19 protein-coding genes are annotated in these 19095 nt (G+C 57.2%); 13 read left to right on the forward strand and 6 right to left on the reverse strand.

Features of this window, described 5'->3' with window-relative positions:
• Positions 1–42: 42 nt before the first annotated feature.
• From sapA to osmB, 12 genes are all read left to right on the forward strand, one after another.
• Entirely contained in the window at positions 43–1692 is a 1650-nt protein-coding gene (gene sapA / locus ACLGE8_RS12535; protein WP_410998874.1) for an ABC transporter substrate-binding protein SapA, read from the forward strand.
• The gene (gene sapB, locus ACLGE8_RS12540; protein WP_410998876.1) at positions 1689–2654 is read left to right on the forward strand and encodes a putrescine export ABC transporter permease SapB; all 966 of its coding nucleotides are present in this window, start codon (positions 1689–1691) and stop codon (positions 2652–2654) included. Before sapA ends, sapB begins: the two co-directional genes overlap by 4 nt.
• Entirely contained in the window at positions 2641–3531 is an 891-nt protein-coding gene (gene sapC, locus ACLGE8_RS12545) for a putrescine export ABC transporter permease SapC (protein WP_185666054.1), read from the forward strand. The genes sapB and sapC overlap by 14 nt, the downstream gene beginning before the upstream one ends.
• On the forward strand, positions 3531–4523 hold the full coding sequence (gene sapD, locus ACLGE8_RS12550) for a putrescine export ABC transporter ATP-binding protein SapD (protein WP_185666053.1): 993 nt from the start codon (positions 3531–3533) through the stop codon (positions 4521–4523). Before sapC ends, sapD begins: the two co-directional genes overlap by 1 nt.
• 1 nt (position 4524) lies before the next feature.
• On the forward strand, positions 4525–5331 hold the full coding sequence (gene sapF / locus ACLGE8_RS12555) for a putrescine export ABC transporter ATP-binding protein SapF (protein ID WP_106928998.1): 807 nt from the start codon (positions 4525–4527) through the stop codon (positions 5329–5331).
• A 25-nt stretch (positions 5332–5356) separates the two neighbouring features.
• Complete coding sequence (gene fabI, locus ACLGE8_RS12560; protein ID WP_410998878.1) at positions 5357–6142, forward strand: enoyl-ACP reductase FabI; 786 nt, start codon at positions 5357–5359, stop codon at positions 6140–6142.
• A 233-nt stretch (positions 6143–6375) separates the two neighbouring features.
• Positions 6376–7533 carry a CMD domain-containing protein gene (locus ACLGE8_RS12565; protein WP_410998880.1) on the forward strand — a complete coding sequence of 386 codons (1158 nt, stop codon included), beginning with the start codon at positions 6376–6378 and terminating at the stop codon, positions 7531–7533.
• An 81-nt stretch (positions 7534–7614) separates the two neighbouring features.
• Positions 7615–9549, forward strand: coding sequence for an exoribonuclease II (locus ACLGE8_RS12570; RefSeq protein ID WP_410998882.1), 1935 nt, complete (start codon positions 7615–7617; stop codon positions 9547–9549).
• A 162-nt stretch (positions 9550–9711) separates the two neighbouring features.
• Positions 9712–11703 carry a cyclic di-GMP phosphodiesterase gene (gene pdeR / locus ACLGE8_RS12575; RefSeq protein ID WP_410998884.1) on the forward strand — a complete coding sequence of 664 codons (1992 nt, stop codon included), beginning with the start codon at positions 9712–9714 and terminating at the stop codon, positions 11701–11703.
• Positions 11704–11784: 81 nt separating this feature from the next.
• Positions 11785–11967: a hypothetical protein gene (locus tag ACLGE8_RS12580; protein ID WP_035896315.1), complete on the forward strand. Its 183-nt coding sequence runs from the start codon at positions 11785–11787 to the stop codon at positions 11965–11967.
• A gap of 71 nt (positions 11968–12038) precedes the next feature.
• Positions 12039–12788: a DNA-binding transcriptional regulator YciT gene (locus ACLGE8_RS12585; RefSeq protein ID WP_185666048.1), complete on the forward strand. Its 750-nt coding sequence runs from the start codon at positions 12039–12041 to the stop codon at positions 12786–12788.
• A 303-nt stretch (positions 12789–13091) separates the two neighbouring features.
• Complete coding sequence (gene osmB / locus ACLGE8_RS12590) at positions 13092–13307, forward strand: osmotically-inducible lipoprotein OsmB (protein ID WP_035896313.1); 216 nt, start codon at positions 13092–13094, stop codon at positions 13305–13307.
• 144 nt (positions 13308–13451) lie between these two features.
• Here the strand turns inward: osmB and yciH are convergent, their stop codons facing one another.
• The 5 genes from yciH to pgpB form a co-directional block, all read right to left on the reverse strand.
• Positions 13452–13778, reverse strand: a complete 327-nt coding sequence (gene yciH / locus ACLGE8_RS12595; protein ID WP_185666047.1) for a stress response translation initiation inhibitor YciH — start codon at positions 13776–13778, stop codon at positions 13452–13454.
• The gene (gene pyrF / locus ACLGE8_RS12600) at positions 13778–14512 is read right to left on the reverse strand and encodes an orotidine-5'-phosphate decarboxylase (RefSeq protein ID WP_410998887.1); all 735 of its coding nucleotides are present in this window, start codon (positions 14510–14512) and stop codon (positions 13778–13780) included. Before pyrF ends, yciH begins: the two co-directional genes overlap by 1 nt.
• Positions 14513–14776: 264 nt before the next feature.
• On the reverse strand, positions 14777–15946 hold the full coding sequence (gene lapB, locus ACLGE8_RS12605) for a lipopolysaccharide assembly protein LapB (RefSeq protein ID WP_410998889.1): 1170 nt from the start codon (positions 15944–15946) through the stop codon (positions 14777–14779).
• Between the two features lie 4 nt (positions 15947–15950).
• On the reverse strand, positions 15951–16259 hold the full coding sequence (locus tag ACLGE8_RS12610; RefSeq protein ID WP_410998891.1) for a LapA family protein: 309 nt from the start codon (positions 16257–16259) through the stop codon (positions 15951–15953).
• A 169-nt stretch (positions 16260–16428) separates the two neighbouring features.
• A complete protein-coding gene (gene pgpB, locus ACLGE8_RS12615; RefSeq protein WP_410998893.1) occupies positions 16429–17154 on the reverse strand; it encodes a phosphatidylglycerophosphatase B in 726 nt (241 codons plus the stop codon).
• Positions 17155–17321: 167 nt separating this feature from the next.
• Here pgpB and ribA point away from each other — a divergent pair, with 167 nt between their 5' ends.
• The gene (gene ribA, locus ACLGE8_RS12620) at positions 17322–17912 is read left to right on the forward strand and encodes a GTP cyclohydrolase II (RefSeq protein ID WP_185666043.1); all 591 of its coding nucleotides are present in this window, start codon (positions 17322–17324) and stop codon (positions 17910–17912) included.
• Positions 17913–17962: 50 nt separating this feature from the next.
• Here the strand turns inward: ribA and ACLGE8_RS12625 are convergent, their stop codons facing one another.
• Entirely contained in the window at positions 17963–19090 is a 1128-nt protein-coding gene (locus ACLGE8_RS12625; RefSeq protein WP_410998895.1) for an ABC transporter ATP-binding protein, read from the reverse strand.
• Positions 19091–19095 lie beyond the last annotated feature (5 nt).

Here is a 19095-nt window from a genome sequence, read left to right on the forward strand (position 1 = left end):
GTGCGATACACTTTGCAGATCAATCGAAAATATAACGAAACTATGCGCCTGAATTTGCCATCCTTCCTCGCCGCATTGGGGCTCTTTTGCGGCCAGGCGATTGCCGCACCGCAACCGCTAGCCCCCCCTCGCGCCGATATCCGCGACAGCGGATTTGTCTACTGCGTCAGCGGGCAGGTCAACACCTTCAACCCGCAAAAGGCGGGCAGCGGGCTGATTGTCGACACGCTGGCGGCTCAGCTTTACGACCGTCTGCTGGACGTTGACCCTTACACCTATCGTCTGGTGCCGGAACTTGCCGAAAGCTGGGAAGTGCTGGATAACGGCGCAACCTACCGCTTCCACCTGCGCAACAACGTGCAGTTCCAGACCACCCGCTGGTTTACGCCAACCCGCGCGCTGAACGCCGACGATGTGGTCTTTACTTTTGAGCGCATTTTCGACCGCAACCATCCGTGGCATAACGTCAACGGCGGCGCCTTCCCTTACTTCGACAGCCTGCAGTTTGCCGATAGCGTCCAGAGCGTGCGCAAGCTCGATAACCACACCGTGGAGTTCCGCCTGACTCGCCCGGATGCCTCGTTCCTCTGGCACCTGGCAACCCACTACGCCTCGGTGATGTCCGCCGAGTACGCCGACAAGCTGACCAAACAGGATCACCAGGAGCTGCTCGACCGCCAGCCGGTCGGCACCGGGCCGTTCCAGCTTGATGAGTATCGGGCCGGGCAGTACATCCGTTTACAGCGCCACCCGAAATTCTGGCGTGGCACGCCGCTGATGCCGCAGGTGGTGGTCGATTTAGGCTCCGGCGGTACCGGGCGTTTATCTAAGCTGCTGACCGGCGAGTGCGACGTGCTAGCCTGGCCTGCCGCCAGCCAGTTGACCATCCTGCGCGACGACCCGCGTCTGCGCCTGACGCTGCGTCCGGGGATGAATATCGCCTATCTGGCGTTTAACACCGACAAGCCGCCGCTGAATAACCCTGAAGTGCGTCACGCCCTGTCGCTGGCTATCAACAACCAGCGTCTGATGCAGTCGATCTACTACGGTACGGCGGAAACCGCGGCCTCTATTTTGCCGCGCGCCTCCTGGGCTTACGATAACGAAGCTAAAATTACCGAATACAATCCGAAGGAAGCGCGCCGTCGTCTTGAAGCGTTAGGTTTGCAGAAACTGACGCTGCACCTGTGGGTGCCAACCAGTTCGCAGGCCTGGAACCCTAGCCCGCTCAAAACCGCCGAGCTGATTCAGGCGGATATGGCACAGATTGGCGTGAAAGTGGTGATTGTGCCGGTGGAAGGCCGTTTCCAGGAAGCACGGCTGATGGACATGAACCATGACCTGACGCTCTCCGGTTGGGCTACCGACAGTAACGACCCGGACAGCTTCTTCCGTCCGTTGCTGAGCTGCGCGGCCATCACCTCACAGACCAATCTGACGCACTGGTGTAACCGTGAATTCGACAGCGTGCTGCGCAAAGCGTTGGACTCCCAGCAGCTGGCATCGCGTATTGATGCCTACGATGAGGCCCAGCAGATCCTTGCCCGCGAACTGCCGGTTCTGCCGCTGGCCTCGTCGCTGCGGTTGCAGGCCTATCGTTACGATATGAAAGGGCTGGTGCTGAGTCCGTTTGGTAACGCCTCGTTTGCTGGCGTGTCGCGGGAAAAAGAAGAGAAGGTGCAGAAACCATGATTATTTTCACCCTTCGTCGTCTGTTGCTGCTGCTGGTTACGCTCTTTTTCCTGACCTTTGTCGGCTTCAGCCTGAGCTATTTCACACCCCATGCGCCGCTGCAAGGTGCTTCACTGTGGAACGCATGGGTGTTCTGGTTTGAAAGCGTGCTGCATTGGGATTTCGGCGTCTCCAGCATCAACGGCCAGCCGATTTCCGAACAGCTGCGGGAAGTGTTCCCGGCAACCATGGAGCTTTGCCTCCTGGCGTTTGGCTTTGCCCTGCTGGTCGGTATTCCCGTCGGTATGCTGGCCGGGATCACCCGCAACAAATGGCAGGATAAAGTCATCAGCTTCTTCGCGCTGCTGGGCTTTTCTATTCCGGTGTTCTGGCTGGCGCTGCTGCTTACCCTGTTCTTCTCGCTGACGCTGGGCTGGCTGCCGGTGTCCGGCCGCTTTGACCTGCTGTACGAAGTGAAAAACGTCACCGGCTTCGCGCTGATTGACGCCTGGCTTTCCGACTCGCCGTGGCGACATGAAATGATCATCAGCGCCCTGCGCCATATGGTGCTGCCGGTGCTGACACTGGCAGTTGCGCCAACCACCGAGGTCGTGCGCCTGATGCGTATCAGCACCATCGCGGTGTATGACACCAACTACGTGAAAGCCGCCGCGACGCGCGGGGTTTCCCGTCTGACCATTCTGCGCCGCCACGTGCTGCACAACGCCCTACCTCCGGTCATTCCACGTCTGGGGCTACAGTTTTCTACCATGTTAACGCTGGCGATGATCACCGAAATGGTCTTTAGCTGGCCGGGCCTGGGGCGCTGGCTGATTAACGCCATTCGCCAGCAGGACTATGCGGCGATTTCCGCCGGTGTGATGGTGATTGGCGCGCTGGTGATCATCGTAAACGTGATCTCCGATATTTTGGGTGCTATGGCTAACCCGCTGAAACATAAGGAATGGTATGCCTTACGATAGCGTCTATCTCGAGAAACGTACGCCGGGTGCCCTGCGCACCGTGTGGCGTAAGTTCTACGGCGATACCACCGCGATGATTGGCTTTTACGGCTGCATCGGGCTGGTGCTGGTGTGCGTATTCGGCGGCTGGTTTGCACCATACGGCATCGACCAGCAGTTCCTCGGTTATCAACTGCTGCCGCCGTCATGGTCGCGCTACGGTGAAGTGTCGTTCTTCCTTGGCACCGATGACCTGGGCCGCGATGTGTTAAGCCGCCTGCTGAGCGGCGCGGCGCCCACCGTTGGCGGCGCGTTTGTGGTCACGCTGGGAGCAACGGTCTTCGGTCTGGGGCTCGGAGCCTTTGCCGGCTCCACCCGCGGCCTGCGCTCGGCGGTGCTGAACCATATTCTCGACACCCTGCTCTCCATTCCTTCGCTGTTGCTGGCAATTATCGTGGTGGCCTTTGCCGGCCCGCACCTGTCGCATGCGATGTTCGCCGTCTGGCTGGCGCTGCTGCCGCGCATGGTACGCTCGATTTACAGCATGGTGCACGACGAACTGGAGCGTGACTACGTTATCGCCGCCCGCCTCGACGGGGCTTCAACGCTGAACATTCTGTGGTTCGCGATTTTACCGAACATTGCCGCAGGGCTGGTGACCGAGATCACCCGCGCGCTGTCGATGGCGATTCTGGATATCGCCGCGCTGGGCTTCCTTGACCTGGGCGCGCAGCTGCCTTCCCCGGAATGGGGCGCGATGCTGGGCGACGCGCTGGAGCTTATCTACGTCGCACCGTGGACGGTGATGCTGCCGGGCGCGGCCATTATGGTCAGCGTCCTGCTGGTTAACCTGCTGGGCGACGGTATTCGCCGCGCCATCAACGCGGGGGTGGAATAATGCCGTTACTTGATATTCGCAACCTGACCATCGAATTTAAGACCAACGAAGGCTGGGTGAAGGCCGTGGACCGCGTCAGCATGACGCTGGCCGAAGGCGAGATTCGTGGACTGGTCGGTGAGTCCGGTTCGGGCAAAAGCCTGATCGCCAAAGCGATTTGCGGCGTGACCAAAGATAACTGGCGCGTAACCGCTGACCGTATGCGTTTTGATGATATTGACCTGCTGCGCCTGTCCAATCGTGAACGCCGCAAGCTGGTCGGCCACAACGTGTCGATGATTTTCCAGGAGCCGCAGTCCTGTCTCGATCCGTCTGAACGTATCGGCGAACAGCTGATGCAGAACATTCCCGGCTGGACCTTTAAAGGCCACTGGTGGCAGCGCCTGGGCTGGCGTAAACGCCGCGCCATCGAACTGCTGCACCGCGTGGGGATAAAAGACCACAAAGACGCGATGCGCAGCTTCCCCTATGAGCTGACCGAAGGGGAATGCCAGAAGGTGATGATCGCCATCGCGCTGGCCAACCAGCCGCGTTTGCTGATTGCCGATGAGCCGACCAACGCCATGGAGCCGACCACTCAGGCGCAGATTTTCCGCCTGCTCACCGGTCTTAACCAGAACAACAACACCACCATTCTGCTTATCTCCCACGATTTGCAGATGCTCACCCACTGGGCGGATAAGATTAACGTCATGTACTGCGGGCAGACGGTGGAGAGTGCGCCAAGCGAGGAGCTGGTAACCATTCCGCATCACCCGTATACCCAGGCGCTGATCCGCGCGATCCCTGACTTTGGCCGTTCCATGCCGCATAAAAGCCGCCTGAACACGCTATCCGGCGCGATCCCGCTGCTGGAACAGCTGCCGATGGGCTGCCGTCTGGGGCCGCGCTGCCCTTACGCCCAACGCAAATGTATTGAAACCCCGCGCCTGACGGGTGCGAAGAACCACCTGTTCGCCTGTCATTTCCCGCTGAACATGGAGAAAGAGTGAAATGGTCGAAACCTTGCTTGAAGTGCGTAATCTGAGTAAGACCTTTCGCTACCGCACCGGATGGTTCCACCGTCAGACGCTGCAGGCGGTTAAACCGCTGAGCTTTACCCTGCGTGAAAAGCAGACGCTGGCAATTATCGGCGAGAACGGCTCGGGCAAATCGACGCTGGCGAAAATGCTGGCGGGGATGGTGGAACCAACCACCGGCGAACTGTTGATTGACGACCATCCGCTGGAGTTTGGGGACTACTCGTTCCGCAGCCAGCGCATCCGCATGATCTTCCAGGATCCAAGTACCTCGCTGAACCCGCGTCAGCGTATCTCCCAGATCCTCGATTTCCCGCTGCGTCTCAACACCGATCTCGAGCCGGAAGCGCGCCAGAAGCAGATTATCGACACCCTGCGTCTGGTCGGCCTGCTGCCGGACCACGTTAGCTACTACCCGCATATGCTGGCGCCTGGGCAAAAACAGCGTCTGGGTCTGGCCCGTGCGCTGATCCTGCGTCCGAAGGTGATTATCTGCGACGAAGCGCTGGCTTCGCTGGATATGTCGATGCGCTCGCAGCTGGTGAACCTGATGCTGGAGCTGCAGGAAAAACAGGGGATCTCCTATATCTACGTGACCCAGCATTTGGGCATGATGAAGCACATTAGCGATCAGGTGCTGGTGATGCACCAGGGGGAAGTGGTGGAACGCGGCAGCACCGCCGACGTGCTGGCCTCCCCGCTGCATGATTTAACCAAGCGCCTGATTGCGGGCCACTTTGGCGAGGCGTTGACCGCCGACGCCTGGCGTAAAGACCGCTAACACTGAGATAGAAGGATCAAACACGATGGGTTTTCTTTCCGGTAAACGTATTCTGATCACGGGCGTCGCCAGCAAGCTCTCCATCGCCTACGGTATCGCCCAGGCGATGCAGCGCGAAGGGGCCGAACTGGCGTTTACTTACCAGAACGACAAACTGAAAGGCCGCGTAGAAGAGTTCGCCGCCTCTCTGAACTCCAGCATCGTCCTGCCATGCGACGTGGCGGAAGATGCAAGCATTGAATCTCTGTTCACCGAGCTGGCTAAGGCCTGGCCGACGTTTGACGGTTTCGTCCACTCCATCGGTTTTGCTCCGGCGGATCAGCTGGACGGCGATTACGTCAATGCGGTAACCCGCGAAGGGTTCAAAATCGCCCACGATATCAGCGCTTACAGCTTTGTGGCGATGGCGAAAGCCTGCCGCAGCATGCTGAACCCCGGCTCTGCCCTGCTAACGCTCTCCTATCTGGGTGCCGAACGTGCGATTCCAAACTACAACGTGATGGGGCTGGCAAAAGCGTCTCTGGAAGCTAACGTGCGCTATATGGCGAACGCGATGGGGCCAGAGGGCGTGCGCGTCAACGCGATTTCGGCAGGCCCGATTCGCACGCTGGCCGCCTCCGGCATCAAGGATTTCCGAAAAATGCTGGCGCACTGCGAAGCGGTAACCCCGATTCGCCGCACCGTGACCATTGAAGATGTTGGCAATTCAGCGGCGTTCCTGTGCTCTGACCTTTCCGCCGGGATCACCGGGGAAATAGTGCACGTCGACGGCGGTTTCAGCATTGCCGCGATGAACGAGCTGGAACTGTAGGCCGGATAAGGCAACGCCGCCATCAGGCAATGTGCTCCGCATTGCCTGATGGCGCTACGCTTATCAGGCCTACATTCCCCGCTTCTTACCCCTCTGTTATTCCAGTCAGTTATTAATTATCGCCGAACAATATTTTCTCCCTCGTCCCGCATGCGCCAGGATATTTACCTATAACGATCCGGCAACCTCTCTCAATACGCGCCGGCTCGCCACCTGTAGATCAAGGAATACCCATGGAGCCACGCCGCGTTTACGGCAAAAGTCACTGGTATCACGAAACCCAGTCGAGAGCCCAACACAGCGATGTGATGCCGCTGGTTCCCGAAGCCGCACACGTTGACGACCGTTTTTTACTGGACCTCACGTTACCTGACGCCCTCTACAGCGCCAATCAGCGCTGGCTGCGCGTTGCCCGTACGTTCGCCCAAACCCTGTTCCCGGATGTGGTCACCGTCAACCGCCTGCGCACCTTCAGTGCCTACGACCGTTTGAGCACTGCGCTAACCGTCGCACAGGTTTCCGGCGTTCAACGCCTGTGTAATCACTACGCCGCGCGTCTGGCACCGCTGCCGGGGCCGGACTCATCGCGCGAAAGCAACCATCGGCTGGCGCAAATAACCCAATACGCTCGTCAACTTGCCAGTTCGCCGTCGGTGATCACCCCGCGCGAACGTCAGCAACTGGACGCCGTAGGGCTTACCGCGCACGATATTATTCTGATTAACCAGGTGGTCGGCTTCGTCGGCTTCCAGGCGCGCGTTATCGCCATTTTCCAGGCGCATCTCGGTTTCCCGGTGCGCTGGATACCCGGCATGCCGGTGCAGGAAGATGCTGATGCTGAGCGCTTCCACAGTGAAAGCGCGCCGTGGCATACCGACTTTGTCAGTACCGCGACGCACCAGGCCAATACTCCGCAGGGTGACGCGCTGGCACGCTGGCAGCAACTTCCCGAACTCACGGATCTGGCCAACGCGCTGGTCGCCGAGGAGACGCTGCTGGAGGGACTGGGTGAGCTTATTGACGCCCTCGCCTTCGCGCATCCCCTTCAGCCGCTGGTGTCGCTTATCCCGGCACGCATCAACGGCAGCGCGAGCTGTTTTCATTACTACAGCAGCCAGTGGCAAGGCGCCAGCGGCCTGCCAGAGGCGGTACGCAACGGTGAACGCGCCATCCAGGCCTGGAGTCACCACTATCCGTGCGAGCGGGCGATGGCACAGGCAACGCAGCTTTTAACCCGCGCGCCGGACCGTTTTAGCGCCGCCCAATTGACGCCACTCATCGAGCAAGGTCTTTCGGTGCCGGATGCCATCACGCTGCTTGCCTGGTGCGCATTGAGCGGCTGGCTAAACCGCCTGCGCATCGCCCTTGGCAGCGCGCAACAAGTTACGTAAAAGGGTGAAAGAGCGCTTGCTGCAACCTATAGATTCGCGTAAAAATGTCAGCCGCTCTTTTGGCCACGAAAATAGATCAATATGCTTCAGGACAACCCGCTGCTCGCGCAGCTAAAACAGCAACTTCACTCCCAGACGCCACGTGCTGAAGGGGTCGTAAAAGCCACGGAAAAAGGTTTCGGTTTCCTCGAAGTCGACGCGCAGAAAAGCTATTTTATTCCGCCGCCGCAGATGAAAAAAGTGATGCACGGCGACCGTATTATCGCAGTCATCCACTCTGAAAAAGAGAAAGAGAGCGCCGAGCCGGAAGAATTGGTTGAGCCTTTCCTGACCCGTTTTGTCGGTAAGATTCACCGCAAGGATGACAGACTGTCTATCGTTCCTGATCATCCGCTGTTAAAAGATGCCATTCCATGCCGCGCTGAACGCGGTGTCACACATGATTTCAAAGAGGGTGACTGGGCCGTTGCTGAAATGCGCCGTCATCCGCTGAAAGGCGATCGTAGCTTCTACGCTGAGCTGACCAAATTCATCACCTTTGGTGACGACCACTTTGTGCCGTGGTGGGTTACCCTCGCCCGTCATAATCTGGAAAAAGAAGCGCCGAACGGCGTAGCAACTGAAATGCAGGATGAAGGTCTGGAGCGTCGCGATTTGACCGCCCTCGACTTCGTCACCATCGACAGCGCCAGCACCGAAGATATGGATGATGCGCTGTTTGTGGAAGAAGCTGCCGACGGTAAGCTGCTGCTGACCGTGGCTATCGCCGACCCGACCGCCTGGATTGTGGAAGGCAGCAAGCTGGACGACGCGGCGAAAATTCGCGCCTTCACCAACTACCTGCCGGGCTTCAACATCCCGATGCTGCCACGTGAGCTGTCCGACGATCTCTGCTCGCTGCGCGCGGAAGTGGTTCGCCCGGTACTGGCCTGTCGCATGACGCTGGCGGCCGACGGTACCATCGAAGACAACATTGAGTTCTTCGCCGCTAACATCGAATCAAAAGCCAAACTGGTTTATGACGACGTCTCCAACTGGCTGGAAAACACCGGCGACTGGAAGCCGCAGACCGACGCCATCGCGCGTCAGATCACTCTGCTGCAGCGCGTTTGCCAGATTCGTAGCGAATGGCGTAAAACTCACGCGCTGGTGTTCAAAGACCGTCCTGACTACCGCTTCGTGCTGGGTGAGAAAGGCGAAGTGCTGGATATCGTCGCTGAACCGCGCCGCATTGCTAACCGCATCGTTGAAGAGTCGATGATTGCGGCCAACATCTGCGCGGCTCGCGTGCTGCGCGACAAGCTGGGCTTTGGTATCTACAACGTCCACACCGGCTTTGCGCCAGACAACACCGAAGCGCTGGCTGCGCTGCTGAAAACCCACGACGTTCACGTCGACCCGGTTGAAGTGCTGACCCTGGACGGTTTCTGCAAGCTGCGCCGCGAGCTTGACGCTCAGCCTTCTGGCTTCCTCGACAGCCGTATTCGCCGCTTCCAGTCATTTGCGGAAATCAGCATCGACCCGGGCCCGCACTTTGGTTTAGGCCTGGAAGCATATGCGACCTGGACTTCACCGATTCGTAAGTACGGCGATATGGTGAACCATCGCCTGCTGAAAGCGATCATCAAAGGCGAGAGCGCTGCCCGTCCGCAAGACGATGTGACCGTGCAGATGGCCGAGCGCCGTCGCCTGAATCGCATGGCGGAACGTGATGTCGCTGACTGGCTGTACGCACGTTATCTGAATCCGCAGGCGGGTAAAGATACCCGCTTTGCAGCGGAAATCATCGACGTTAGCCGCGGCGGCATGCGCGTACGCCTGGTGGATAACGGCGCGGTTGCCTTTATCCCAGCGCCATTCCTGCACGCCGTGCGTGATGAGATGGTTTGCAGCCAGGAGAGCGGCACCGTGCAGATCAAAGGTGAAGTGGTCTACAAGGTCACTGACGTCATTGATGTCACCATTGCGGAAGTGCGCATGGAGACTCGCAGCGTGATTGCGCGCCCTGCGGCGTAAGCGTTATCCGCTGTATTAAGCGGCTCCTTCGGGGGCCGTTTTTTTTGCCCGCCTCTATACCTCTACCCTCTTTTTTCTACGCGAAATTTCAAAAAACGTTCACACTGAATACCATGGTATTGGATTCGGACACATTCGAATGCTGGTGTACGAGGAGCACACATGGTGAAGTCTCTGGCACAAAATCTGCTCGACCCAACCCCCAGTGAAACCAGTCTTTACTGGCGTTTGTCGCGTGCCGAACCCACTCTTTACCTGAGCATAGACCCTGATTCCGGCGCCGGTTCCGACCTCGCCATCCCCCTCAGCGAAGAAAATGCCCAGCGCATTCATACCATGAGCGTCACCACCTCAAGCCTGGCGGTCAATATTCAGGTCAACGGCCATGATGTGCCCATTCATCTTATTGGCCGCAAGGTCAGCTGTACGGAATGGGCCGGTACAGCGTCTTCCTGGTTTGATACCTCCTCCGTGGCCCGCGACCTGCTGCAGGGACTGCTGTTTGCCGAACAGGTGGTGTCCGAAGCGAACTCGGTGATTGTTATTCTCGACCGGGAAGGCAAAATTCAGCGCTTCAACCGATTGTGCGAAGAGTACACCGGGGTAAAAGAGCAGGACGTGATCGGTAAAACCGCGTTTGAGCTTTTTATGTCTGCGCCGGAAGCCGCCGCCGCGCGGGAGAACGTGAGCCGTTTTTTTAGTAACGGCGGGCCCTATGAAGTGGAACGTTGGATCAAAACCCGCAAAGGACCGCGTCTGTTTCTGTTTCGCAACCGCTTCGTCCATAGTGGTAGCGGTAAGAATGAGATCTACCTTATCTGTTCCGGCACCGACATTACCGAGGAGCGCAAAGCGCAGGAGCGTCTGCGAGTGCTGGCAAACACCGACACCATCACCGGCCTGCCCAACCGTCATGCCATCAATGAACTGATTGGCAGCGCCATCGAAAGCCGTCAGCCTGATGAACAAGTTGGCCTGGTCTATTTCGATCTTGATAACTTCAAGAAGGTGAACGACGCCTACGGGCACGTCTTTGGCGATCAGCTGTTGCAGTCGGTGGCGCTGTCGATTTTAAGCTGCCTGGAAGAGAACCAGACCCTCGCACGTCTGGGCGGCGATGAGTTTATCGTCCTTGCCACTCACACCTCACAGAGCGAACTGGAGGCGATGGCATCCAGGGTGCTGACCCGCTTGCGCGATCCGTTCCGCATCGGCCTGATTGAAGTCTATAGCGGCTGTTCGCTGGGCATCTCTGTCGCCCCGCAGCACGGCGAAGACCGAGAGAGCTTGATTCGCAACGCCGACACGGCGATGTACACCGCCAAAGAGAATGGACGCGGGCGTTTTAGCGTCTTTAAACCGGAGATGAACCTGCGGGTATTCGAGTATTTGTGGCTGGATACCAACCTGCGCAAAGCCCTGCAGTGCGACCAACTGGTTATCTATTATCAGCCTAAGGTGGACTTAAACGGCGAGGTACATAGCCTGGAGGCGCTGGTGCGCTGGAACTCTCCTGAGCGTGGGCTCATCCCGCCGATGGATTTTATCTCCTACGCCGAGGAGTCCGGGCTGATTGTGCCGCTGGGACGCTGGGTAATGCTGGAGGCGATTCGCCAGGTGGCGCAGTGGCGCGACCGGGGCATTCACCTGCGCGTGGCGGTTAACGTCTCTGCAAGGCAGCTGGTCGATCATGCGATTTTCAGCGATCTGAAACAGGCGATGGCCGCTCAGGGGTTCGAGCAGTGCCCGATCGACATTGAGCTGACCGAAAGCTGCCTTATCGATAACGCCGAACAGGCGCTGGCGGTGATGGAACAGTTTCGCGCGCTCGGGGCGCAGATCCATCTCGATGACTTCGGCACCGGCTATTCATCGCTGTCGCAGCTGGCCCGCTTCCCGATTGATACTATCAAGCTGGACCATATCTTTGTGCAGAGCGTGCACGACCATTCGGTCTCCCAATCGCTGGTAGTGGCGATTATTGCCGTGGCCCGAGCGTTGAATTTGCGCATTATTGCGGAAGGCGTCGAGGATGCGGCTGACGATGCGTTTTTGAAGCTGCACGGCGTAGATGAACGACAGGGTTACCTTTTTGCGCGCCCAATGCCCGTCACCGAACTGGAGCGCTGGCTGAGTGAGCATTCGGGGTTATAAGGTAAGCCATTTTTTCACTTCTCTTTTGCCAGTAAATTTTGCATCATTGATTTCAATCGAATTTCTCAACAGGATCCCACTATGTCCGAGCTCGATGCGCGCCAGGTAGCCCAACGTATTGATACCGTACTTGATATTCTCGTCGGTGGCGACACCCATTCCGCAATCAATAATCTTGAGATATTAAAAGCGGAATTACTGGCCTACGCGGCAGACGAACGCGACAGCAGAACAGGTCAGCCAAAATCCCCGTGGGAAATCTGACACCATTCGCCCTGCGAGCGGCGGGTTAATCACAACATCCGCCCTCGCCTTAAAAAATTGATGCATTGATTATGAATTCCCGACAGCAAACCATATTACAACTGGTGATCGATAAAGGCCGCATGAGCGTCGCCGATTTGGCGAAAATGACCGGCGTTTCCGAAGTCACCATTCGTCAGGATCTGAATCTGCTGGAAAAGCAGAGCTACCTGAGACGTACCCACGGTTTCGCCGTTCCTCTGGACAGCGAAGATGTGGAAACGCGCATGATGAACAACTTTGCGCTCAAGCGCGAACTGGCAGCCTTTGCGGCCTCGCTGGTGCGTCCGGGTGAAACGGTGTTTATTGAGAACGGCAGCAGCAATGCGCTGCTGGCGCGCGAACTGGCAAAGCAGCCGGACATTACCATCATCACCGTGAGCAGCTATATCGCGCACCTGCTGAAAGAGACTCCGGGTGAAGTTATTCTGCTTGGCGGGATCTACCAGAAGAAGAGCGAAAGCATGGTTGGCCCGCTGACGCGTCAGTACATCCAGCAGGTACATTTCAGCAAAGCGTTTATCGGTATTGACGGCTGGCAGCCGGAGACCGGCTTCACCGGTCGCGACATGATGCGAGCCGATATTGTTAACGCGGTGCTGGAGAAAGGCAGCGAAGCTATCGTTCTGACCGACAGCTCTAAGTTTGGTGCTACCCATCCGTATCCGCTCGGGCCAATGAGCCACTTCAATCGTTTGATTACCGACGACAATTTGTCCACGGAAAAGCAGCTGCAGCTTGAGCAAACCGGGCTTACCGTGAATATCGTCAAGCGCCCTTAATCGCCCGCCCGATGCCTTCTGGCGTCGGGTTTTTACCATTTTATCTCCCCCCCCCCCGTTTTTACCCCGCTTCGCTATGAGACTTTTCCTACGCCGGAATTAAGACTTTTTCCCTGGAACTTACATCACAAATTCGTAAAATTAATGTTAGCGATATAACAGGAAGTAACTATCACTTGCGTGACTTTTAGCAACAAAATTTACAACCTGCGCAACAAGTTTCACGGAATACGCACTGAGTACTGGTGGCAACTGCTATAGTTAAAGGGCTTTTTCCGTGAATAGAATATTCAGGAGAAAAAAATGACTTCAATGAAAAAAATGACTGCTGCTGTTTTAGCGGTAACGCTGGTAATGTCGCTGAGTGCATGTTCTAACTGGTCCAAACGTGACCGTAATACCGCGCTGGGTGCCGGTGCAGGTGCAATCGGTGGTGCAGTGTTAACGGACGGTAGCGCGCTGGGTACGCTGGGCGGCGCGGCGGTAGGTGGTATTATCGGCCACCAGGTCGGCAAATAAACCGCAATTCGAATATCAGGGCTCCGATGAGAATCGGGGCCCTTTTTATTTCACCGTGAGCAATGGTGAAATTCCCGGGGTCGCATGGACTTGCCGGGGCTACAGGATGGGGAGGCCAAATAAGGCATCGCCGCCATCCGGTAATTAACCGCCAGCCAGCTTGACCTTCATCCCTTTGGCTTCCAGCAGCGTTTTGAGCAAATCGCGCTTGTCGCCCTGAATTTCAATCACGCCGTCTTTCAGCGCGCCGCCGCAGCCGCATTTCTTTTTCAGCTCGGCGGCCAGTTTGGTCAACTCATCGTCGTTCAAATCGATGCCGGTGATAAGACAAACGCCCTTCCCTTTACGCCCGCTGGTCTGGCGCTGAATTCTGACCACGCCGTCGCCTTTCGGGCGCACCACGGCGGCTTTAGGCTCATCGATACGGCCGGTTTCCGTCGAGTAAACCAGACGACTGTTGTTGTCGCTCATTAGGCCCCCAGATTCAGTGATGCATTAATGTCGCGCAGAGTTTGCGCTGGGTCGGCAGACTGCGTGACTGGGCGACCGATAACCATATAGTCAACGCCTGCGGTCAGCGCTTGCTCTGGCGTCATGATGCGGCGCTGATCGCCGGCTTCGCTGCCGGTTGGGCGAATGCCCGGGGTCACCAGCTTAAACGCCTGGCCCAGTTCCTGCTTAAAGCGAACCGCTTCCTGTGCCGAGCACACCACGCCATCCAGACCACAGTTTTTGGTCAGCGTTGCCAGCTTCAAGGCGTACTCCGCCGGAGAGAGCGCAATGCCAAGATCCTGCAGATCGCTGGACTCCATGCTGGTCAGCACGGTAACCGCAATCAGCAGCGGCGCATCGGCGCCAAACGCCGTCAGCGCTTCACGCGCGGCGGTCATCATCCGTGCCCCGCCTGATGCGTGTACGTTTACCATCCAGACGCCCAGATCTGCCGCCGCGGCAACCGCATGGGCGGTGGTGTTAGGAATATCGTGGAATTTCAGGTCCAGGAAAATCTCAAAGCCACGCTGCTGCAGGTCACGCACAAACTGCGGGCCAAACAGCGTAAACATCTCTTTGCCCACTTTTAAGCGGCAGTCACGCGGGTCAATGCGGTCAACAAAGGCGAGCGCGTTGTCACGATTATTGTAGTCAAGGGCAACAACAACGGGAGAGGTGGTGACAACATGAGAAGAAGATGAAGCAACGGACATGACTGGACCTTCTTATTGATGGGCACGCGGGGTGCGGAAAAGGTAAACGGGCAGCATTCTACCTGCGAGACCGGACAGGCACAATGCCGAGGGATAAACGAAGGGGAAATTAAAGTATGTTGTAACTATACCCGTCATACTTCAAGTTGCAGGTGCGTTGGCTCACCCCAGTCACCTACTAGAGTAAGCTCCTGGGGATTCACTCCCTTGCCGCCTTCCTGCAACTCGAATTATTTAGGGTATAAGCGGGTTATTCTTTAGAAATTATTGGCCGTCCAGCCCGCGAATCGGCTTAATGGTCGACCAGGAGCGGCAGGATGGGCAGTGCCAGTAAAGCGTGTAGGCGGTAAAGCCGCACTTCTGGCAGCGGTAGCGCGGCTTGCTGCGCACCTGTTCGCCGACCATGTCACGCAGCACCATCAGGCTCTCTTTCGCGCGCCCTTCTTCCGCCTCGTTAAGGTGGTAGTCCATTAGCTTGTGGAACACGCGCATGGTAGGGTGACGCTGCAGTTGGCGCGTCACGTAGGTTTGCGCCGCTTCTCCGCCTTTGCTCTGCTCCATCACCTGCGCCAGCATCAGCTCCGCCGTGGCGCCGGTGTTCTCTTCCACGCAGCGCTGGAGGAAATGCTCCCACTCTTTGTCTTTGCCGAGCTGCTGATAGCAGGTTTGCAGCATTTCCAGCGTTTCGCTGACCAGCTCTTTGTCCTGGTCAATCACTCGCAGCAGGCTGTCCATCGCTTTGGTGTAGTCGCCTTTTGCCATCCACGCGCGCCCCATCATGATGGACACTCGCGCGCTCGACGGGTCGGCCGCCGCGCCGCGCTTGAGCAGCGACATGGCTTTATCGAGATCGTCATTACCCATTTGCTGTAGCGCCAGCTCGCACCAGAAGTGAGCGATGTCGCCGCGATGCTTATCTTTACCCAGCTTCACCAGGCGCTCGGCGGTATCGATAGCCTTTTGCCAGTCGCTGGTGGCCTGGTAGATTTGCAGCAACTGCTGCAGCGCGCTAATGCGGAAGTCGGTTTCGTCCACCAGTTGGTTGAACATATCTTCGGCGCGGTCATACAGCCCGGCGGCCATATAGTCGCGGCCCAGCTGCTGCACCGCCAGCAGGCGCTGGTCGTAGGTCAGTGAAGCGCTTTCCATCAGCGTCTGGTGAATACGGATAGCGCGGTCAACCTCGCCGCGCGAGCGGAACAGGTTGCCCAGCGTCAGGTGAGCTTCCACGGTGCCGGTATCCTCTTTGAGCATGTCGAGGAACAGGTCAACCGCTTTATCCTGCTGGTTGCTTAAAAGAAAGTTCACCCCTGCCACGTAGTCACGCGACAAGCGGTTCGCTTCGTCCTGTTTGGACTGTTGTGCACTTCTGCGGCCCATATACCAGCCATAGGCTGCTGCTACGGGTAAAAGCAGAAACAACAACTCCAGCATGTAATTATTCCTTCGCCGCCGGAACGGCCGGAGTTACCGGAGCCGTCGCGTCGGGCGTCATTTGATGTTCGAGTCTTTTGATTTTACGTTCAGCGCGCATCAGCGAGACGCGTACGCGCAGCCAGAACAGGCCACAGACCAGCCAGCCAATCGCGAAACCCACGGCAAACAGCACCGCCAGCAGCGTAGATATTCTGAATTCGCCCTGAGCAAGCAGGTAGTTAAAGGTGACCAGCTGATCGTTTTGTGCACCCAACGTCACCGAAATGACAAAAATCGCTAACACCAATAAGAAAATGAGTAGGTATTTCACATGACTTCCCGTTATGTGGCTTTGGCAGTGTCGACACCGCACCCAGCCTTATAAAATAACATCTTCACCGCGACGACGAAATGGAAAAGCGCACCGAGAGGTTTAGATCTGTGGTTAGCCACGATGGAAATCAACCCTTTTCCCTGAATTCTCTTCGCCGCGCCCGCGTTTATGCCGTTTTTTCCAGCGGCCCACACCAATAGCGCACTAGCCAACAGGCCACCGTTGCCAACAGCCACGACATCACCGTCGCCACCATCAGATCCAGCGGCCAGTGCATGCCCAACAGCAGACGACTGCCCATCACGCCTATCGCCCAGGCCATCGCCAGCGCCACCGTCAGCACCTGACGACGCGGCCATAGCAGCCCCACCATCAGCAGTGCCCAGGTCGCCGCAAACATGGTGTGACCAGAGGGAAAGGCAAATCCGGTCTCTTTTTGCCAGTGATGGCGTAAAAAGCCGGGAATATCATTTTGTTGCGCCAGCTGTTCTTTCACCAGCGCCGCCCTTTCTTTACGCTTTAAAGTGTAGAACTGTGCGACGGGAATTTGCTGCGTTTTTTCCAGCCAGACGACAAAAGGCCGCGGTTCCTGCACCTGCTCTTTCACCAGCGATTTCGCCCCCTGACCCAGCAGCACGGTCGCGCTGAGTACCAGAACCAGGATAATCGCATTGCGCCATCCAGGCCGCAACATTGTGATAACCAACGCGCACAGCAACAGATGGGTAAGAATACCCCACGGCTGGGTCACGGTTTCCGTTATCGCATACAGCGCATGTAGCCCCCATCCGCTCGGCGCTGGTAGCCACTGCCAGCCAGAAAGCCACACCGCCAGCGGCATCAGTAGCAATAGTGCTGCGGCAATGGTCGTTCGTCCCGCAATGGTGCGCATTTCTCTTCCTTCTTGCATCAATGTCATCGTCCAACCTAAGGATAAAGTGTCAAATTTGTGCGCTTTACGAGCGGTCACCCGCGCACAATTAGGTGAAGTAAAGCACGTTGTGGCAAAATAAGGAAAACAGAAGGCGCTGATCGCGCTGAGATAATCTGGAGAATCACATGCAGCTTAAACGAGTGGCAGAAGCCAAACTGCCAACCCCTTGGGGCGATTTCCTGATGGTGGGCTTTGAAGAACTGGCAACCGGGCACGACCACGTCGCGCTGGTTTTTGGTGATATTACCGGGCAAACGCCGGTGCTGTCGCGGGTTCACTCTGAGTGTCTGACCGGCGATGCGCTTTTCAGCCTGCGCTGTGATTGTGGTTTCCAGCTTGAAGCCGCGCTGTCGCACATTGCGGAAGAAGGTCGTGGGATCCTGCTGTACCATCGTCAGGAAGGCCGTAACATCGGTCTGCTCAATAAAATCCGCGCCTACGCGCTGCAGGATCAGGGCTATGACACCGTTGAGGCAAACCATCAGCTCGGTTTCGCCGCCGACGAGCGTGATTTCACCCTGTGCGCCGATATGTTTAAACTGCTGGGCGTAGACGCCGTGCGTCTGCTGACCAACAACCCGAAAAAGGTCGAGATCCTGACCGAAGCGGGCATCAATATCGTTGAACGTGTGCCGCTGATCGTGGGCCGTAACCCGAAAAATGCCCACTATCTCGATACCAAAGCGGCCAAAATGGGACATCTGCTCAATAAATAAGGCCGTAGTCGCCGTTTATCACTAAACGGCGACCTCTTTATTCCCTCTGCTTAAAGTGAAATATTCAGCTCGCTCCCGGCATCAAAAATATGGCATTTCGCCATCTCAAAGCGGAACCACACCTGGCTATTCAGCCCGGCATCCAGAATCGGCTTCACCTGATCGGAAGGCATCCGCGCCGTCAGTTCAAACTCACCCACCTGCATGTAAAGAAAGAACTCGTGGCCCATATTCTCAACGCGGATAAGCGTACCCCGACCACCGCCTTCAGCAAACGGCTGCGTTGAGACGTGAACGTACTCGGGGCGAATTCCGAAGCAGACCGCTTTATCGACGTAGTGCGCCACCTTCTCCTGCTGCTGCGCGTTAAGCGGCAGCGTGTCGTGGCCGACGGTGATGTGCAGCCCATCGTCTTTACGCACGAGGCTGGCCGGTTTGATGTTCATCTCCGGCGCGCCAATAAACCCGGCCACGAACATATTTTGCGGATAGTGATAGAGATTATCCGGCGTATCGACCTGCATAATATGGCCAAGTTTCATCACGCAGATACGGTCGCCCATGGTCATCGCTTCGGTCTGGTCGTGGGTAACGTAGACGGTAGTCGCCGGTTTCCCGGAACGTTTGAGCGATTTATGCAGATCGGAGATACGAATACGCATTGAAGCGCGCAGCTTGGCATCGAGGTTCGACAGCGGTTCATCGAACAGGAACACGTCCGGCTTTTTTACAATCGCGCGGCCCACCGCCACGCGCTGCGCCTGGCCGCCGGAGAGCTGGCGCGGCAGACGGTCGAGTAAATCCTCCAGTTCAAGAATTTTCGCTGCTTCGTTCACCTGTGCGGCAATCTGCGCTTTCGGCAGCTTGCTCAGCTTCAGGCCAAACGCCAGGTTTTCGCGCACCGTCATGTGCGGATAAAGCGCATAGTTCTGGAACACCATCGCAATCCCGCGCTCTTTTGGCGGCAGGTTGTTGACTATCTTCTCGCCAATGCGCACCTCCCCACCGCTGATGGTTTCCAGCCCCGCCAGCATGCGTAGGGTGGTCGATTTGGCGCAGCCGGACGGGCCGACAATCACCATAAACTCCCCTTCCGCAATCTTGAGGTCGATACCATGTACCGCTTTGAAGCCGTTGGAGTACACTTTTTCCAGTTTGTTGAAAATCACTTCAGCCATGATAG

This window comes from Kluyvera sp. 142486, assembly GCF_046569695.1.
Classification (GTDB): domain Bacteria; phylum Pseudomonadota; class Gammaproteobacteria; order Enterobacterales; family Enterobacteriaceae; genus Kluyvera.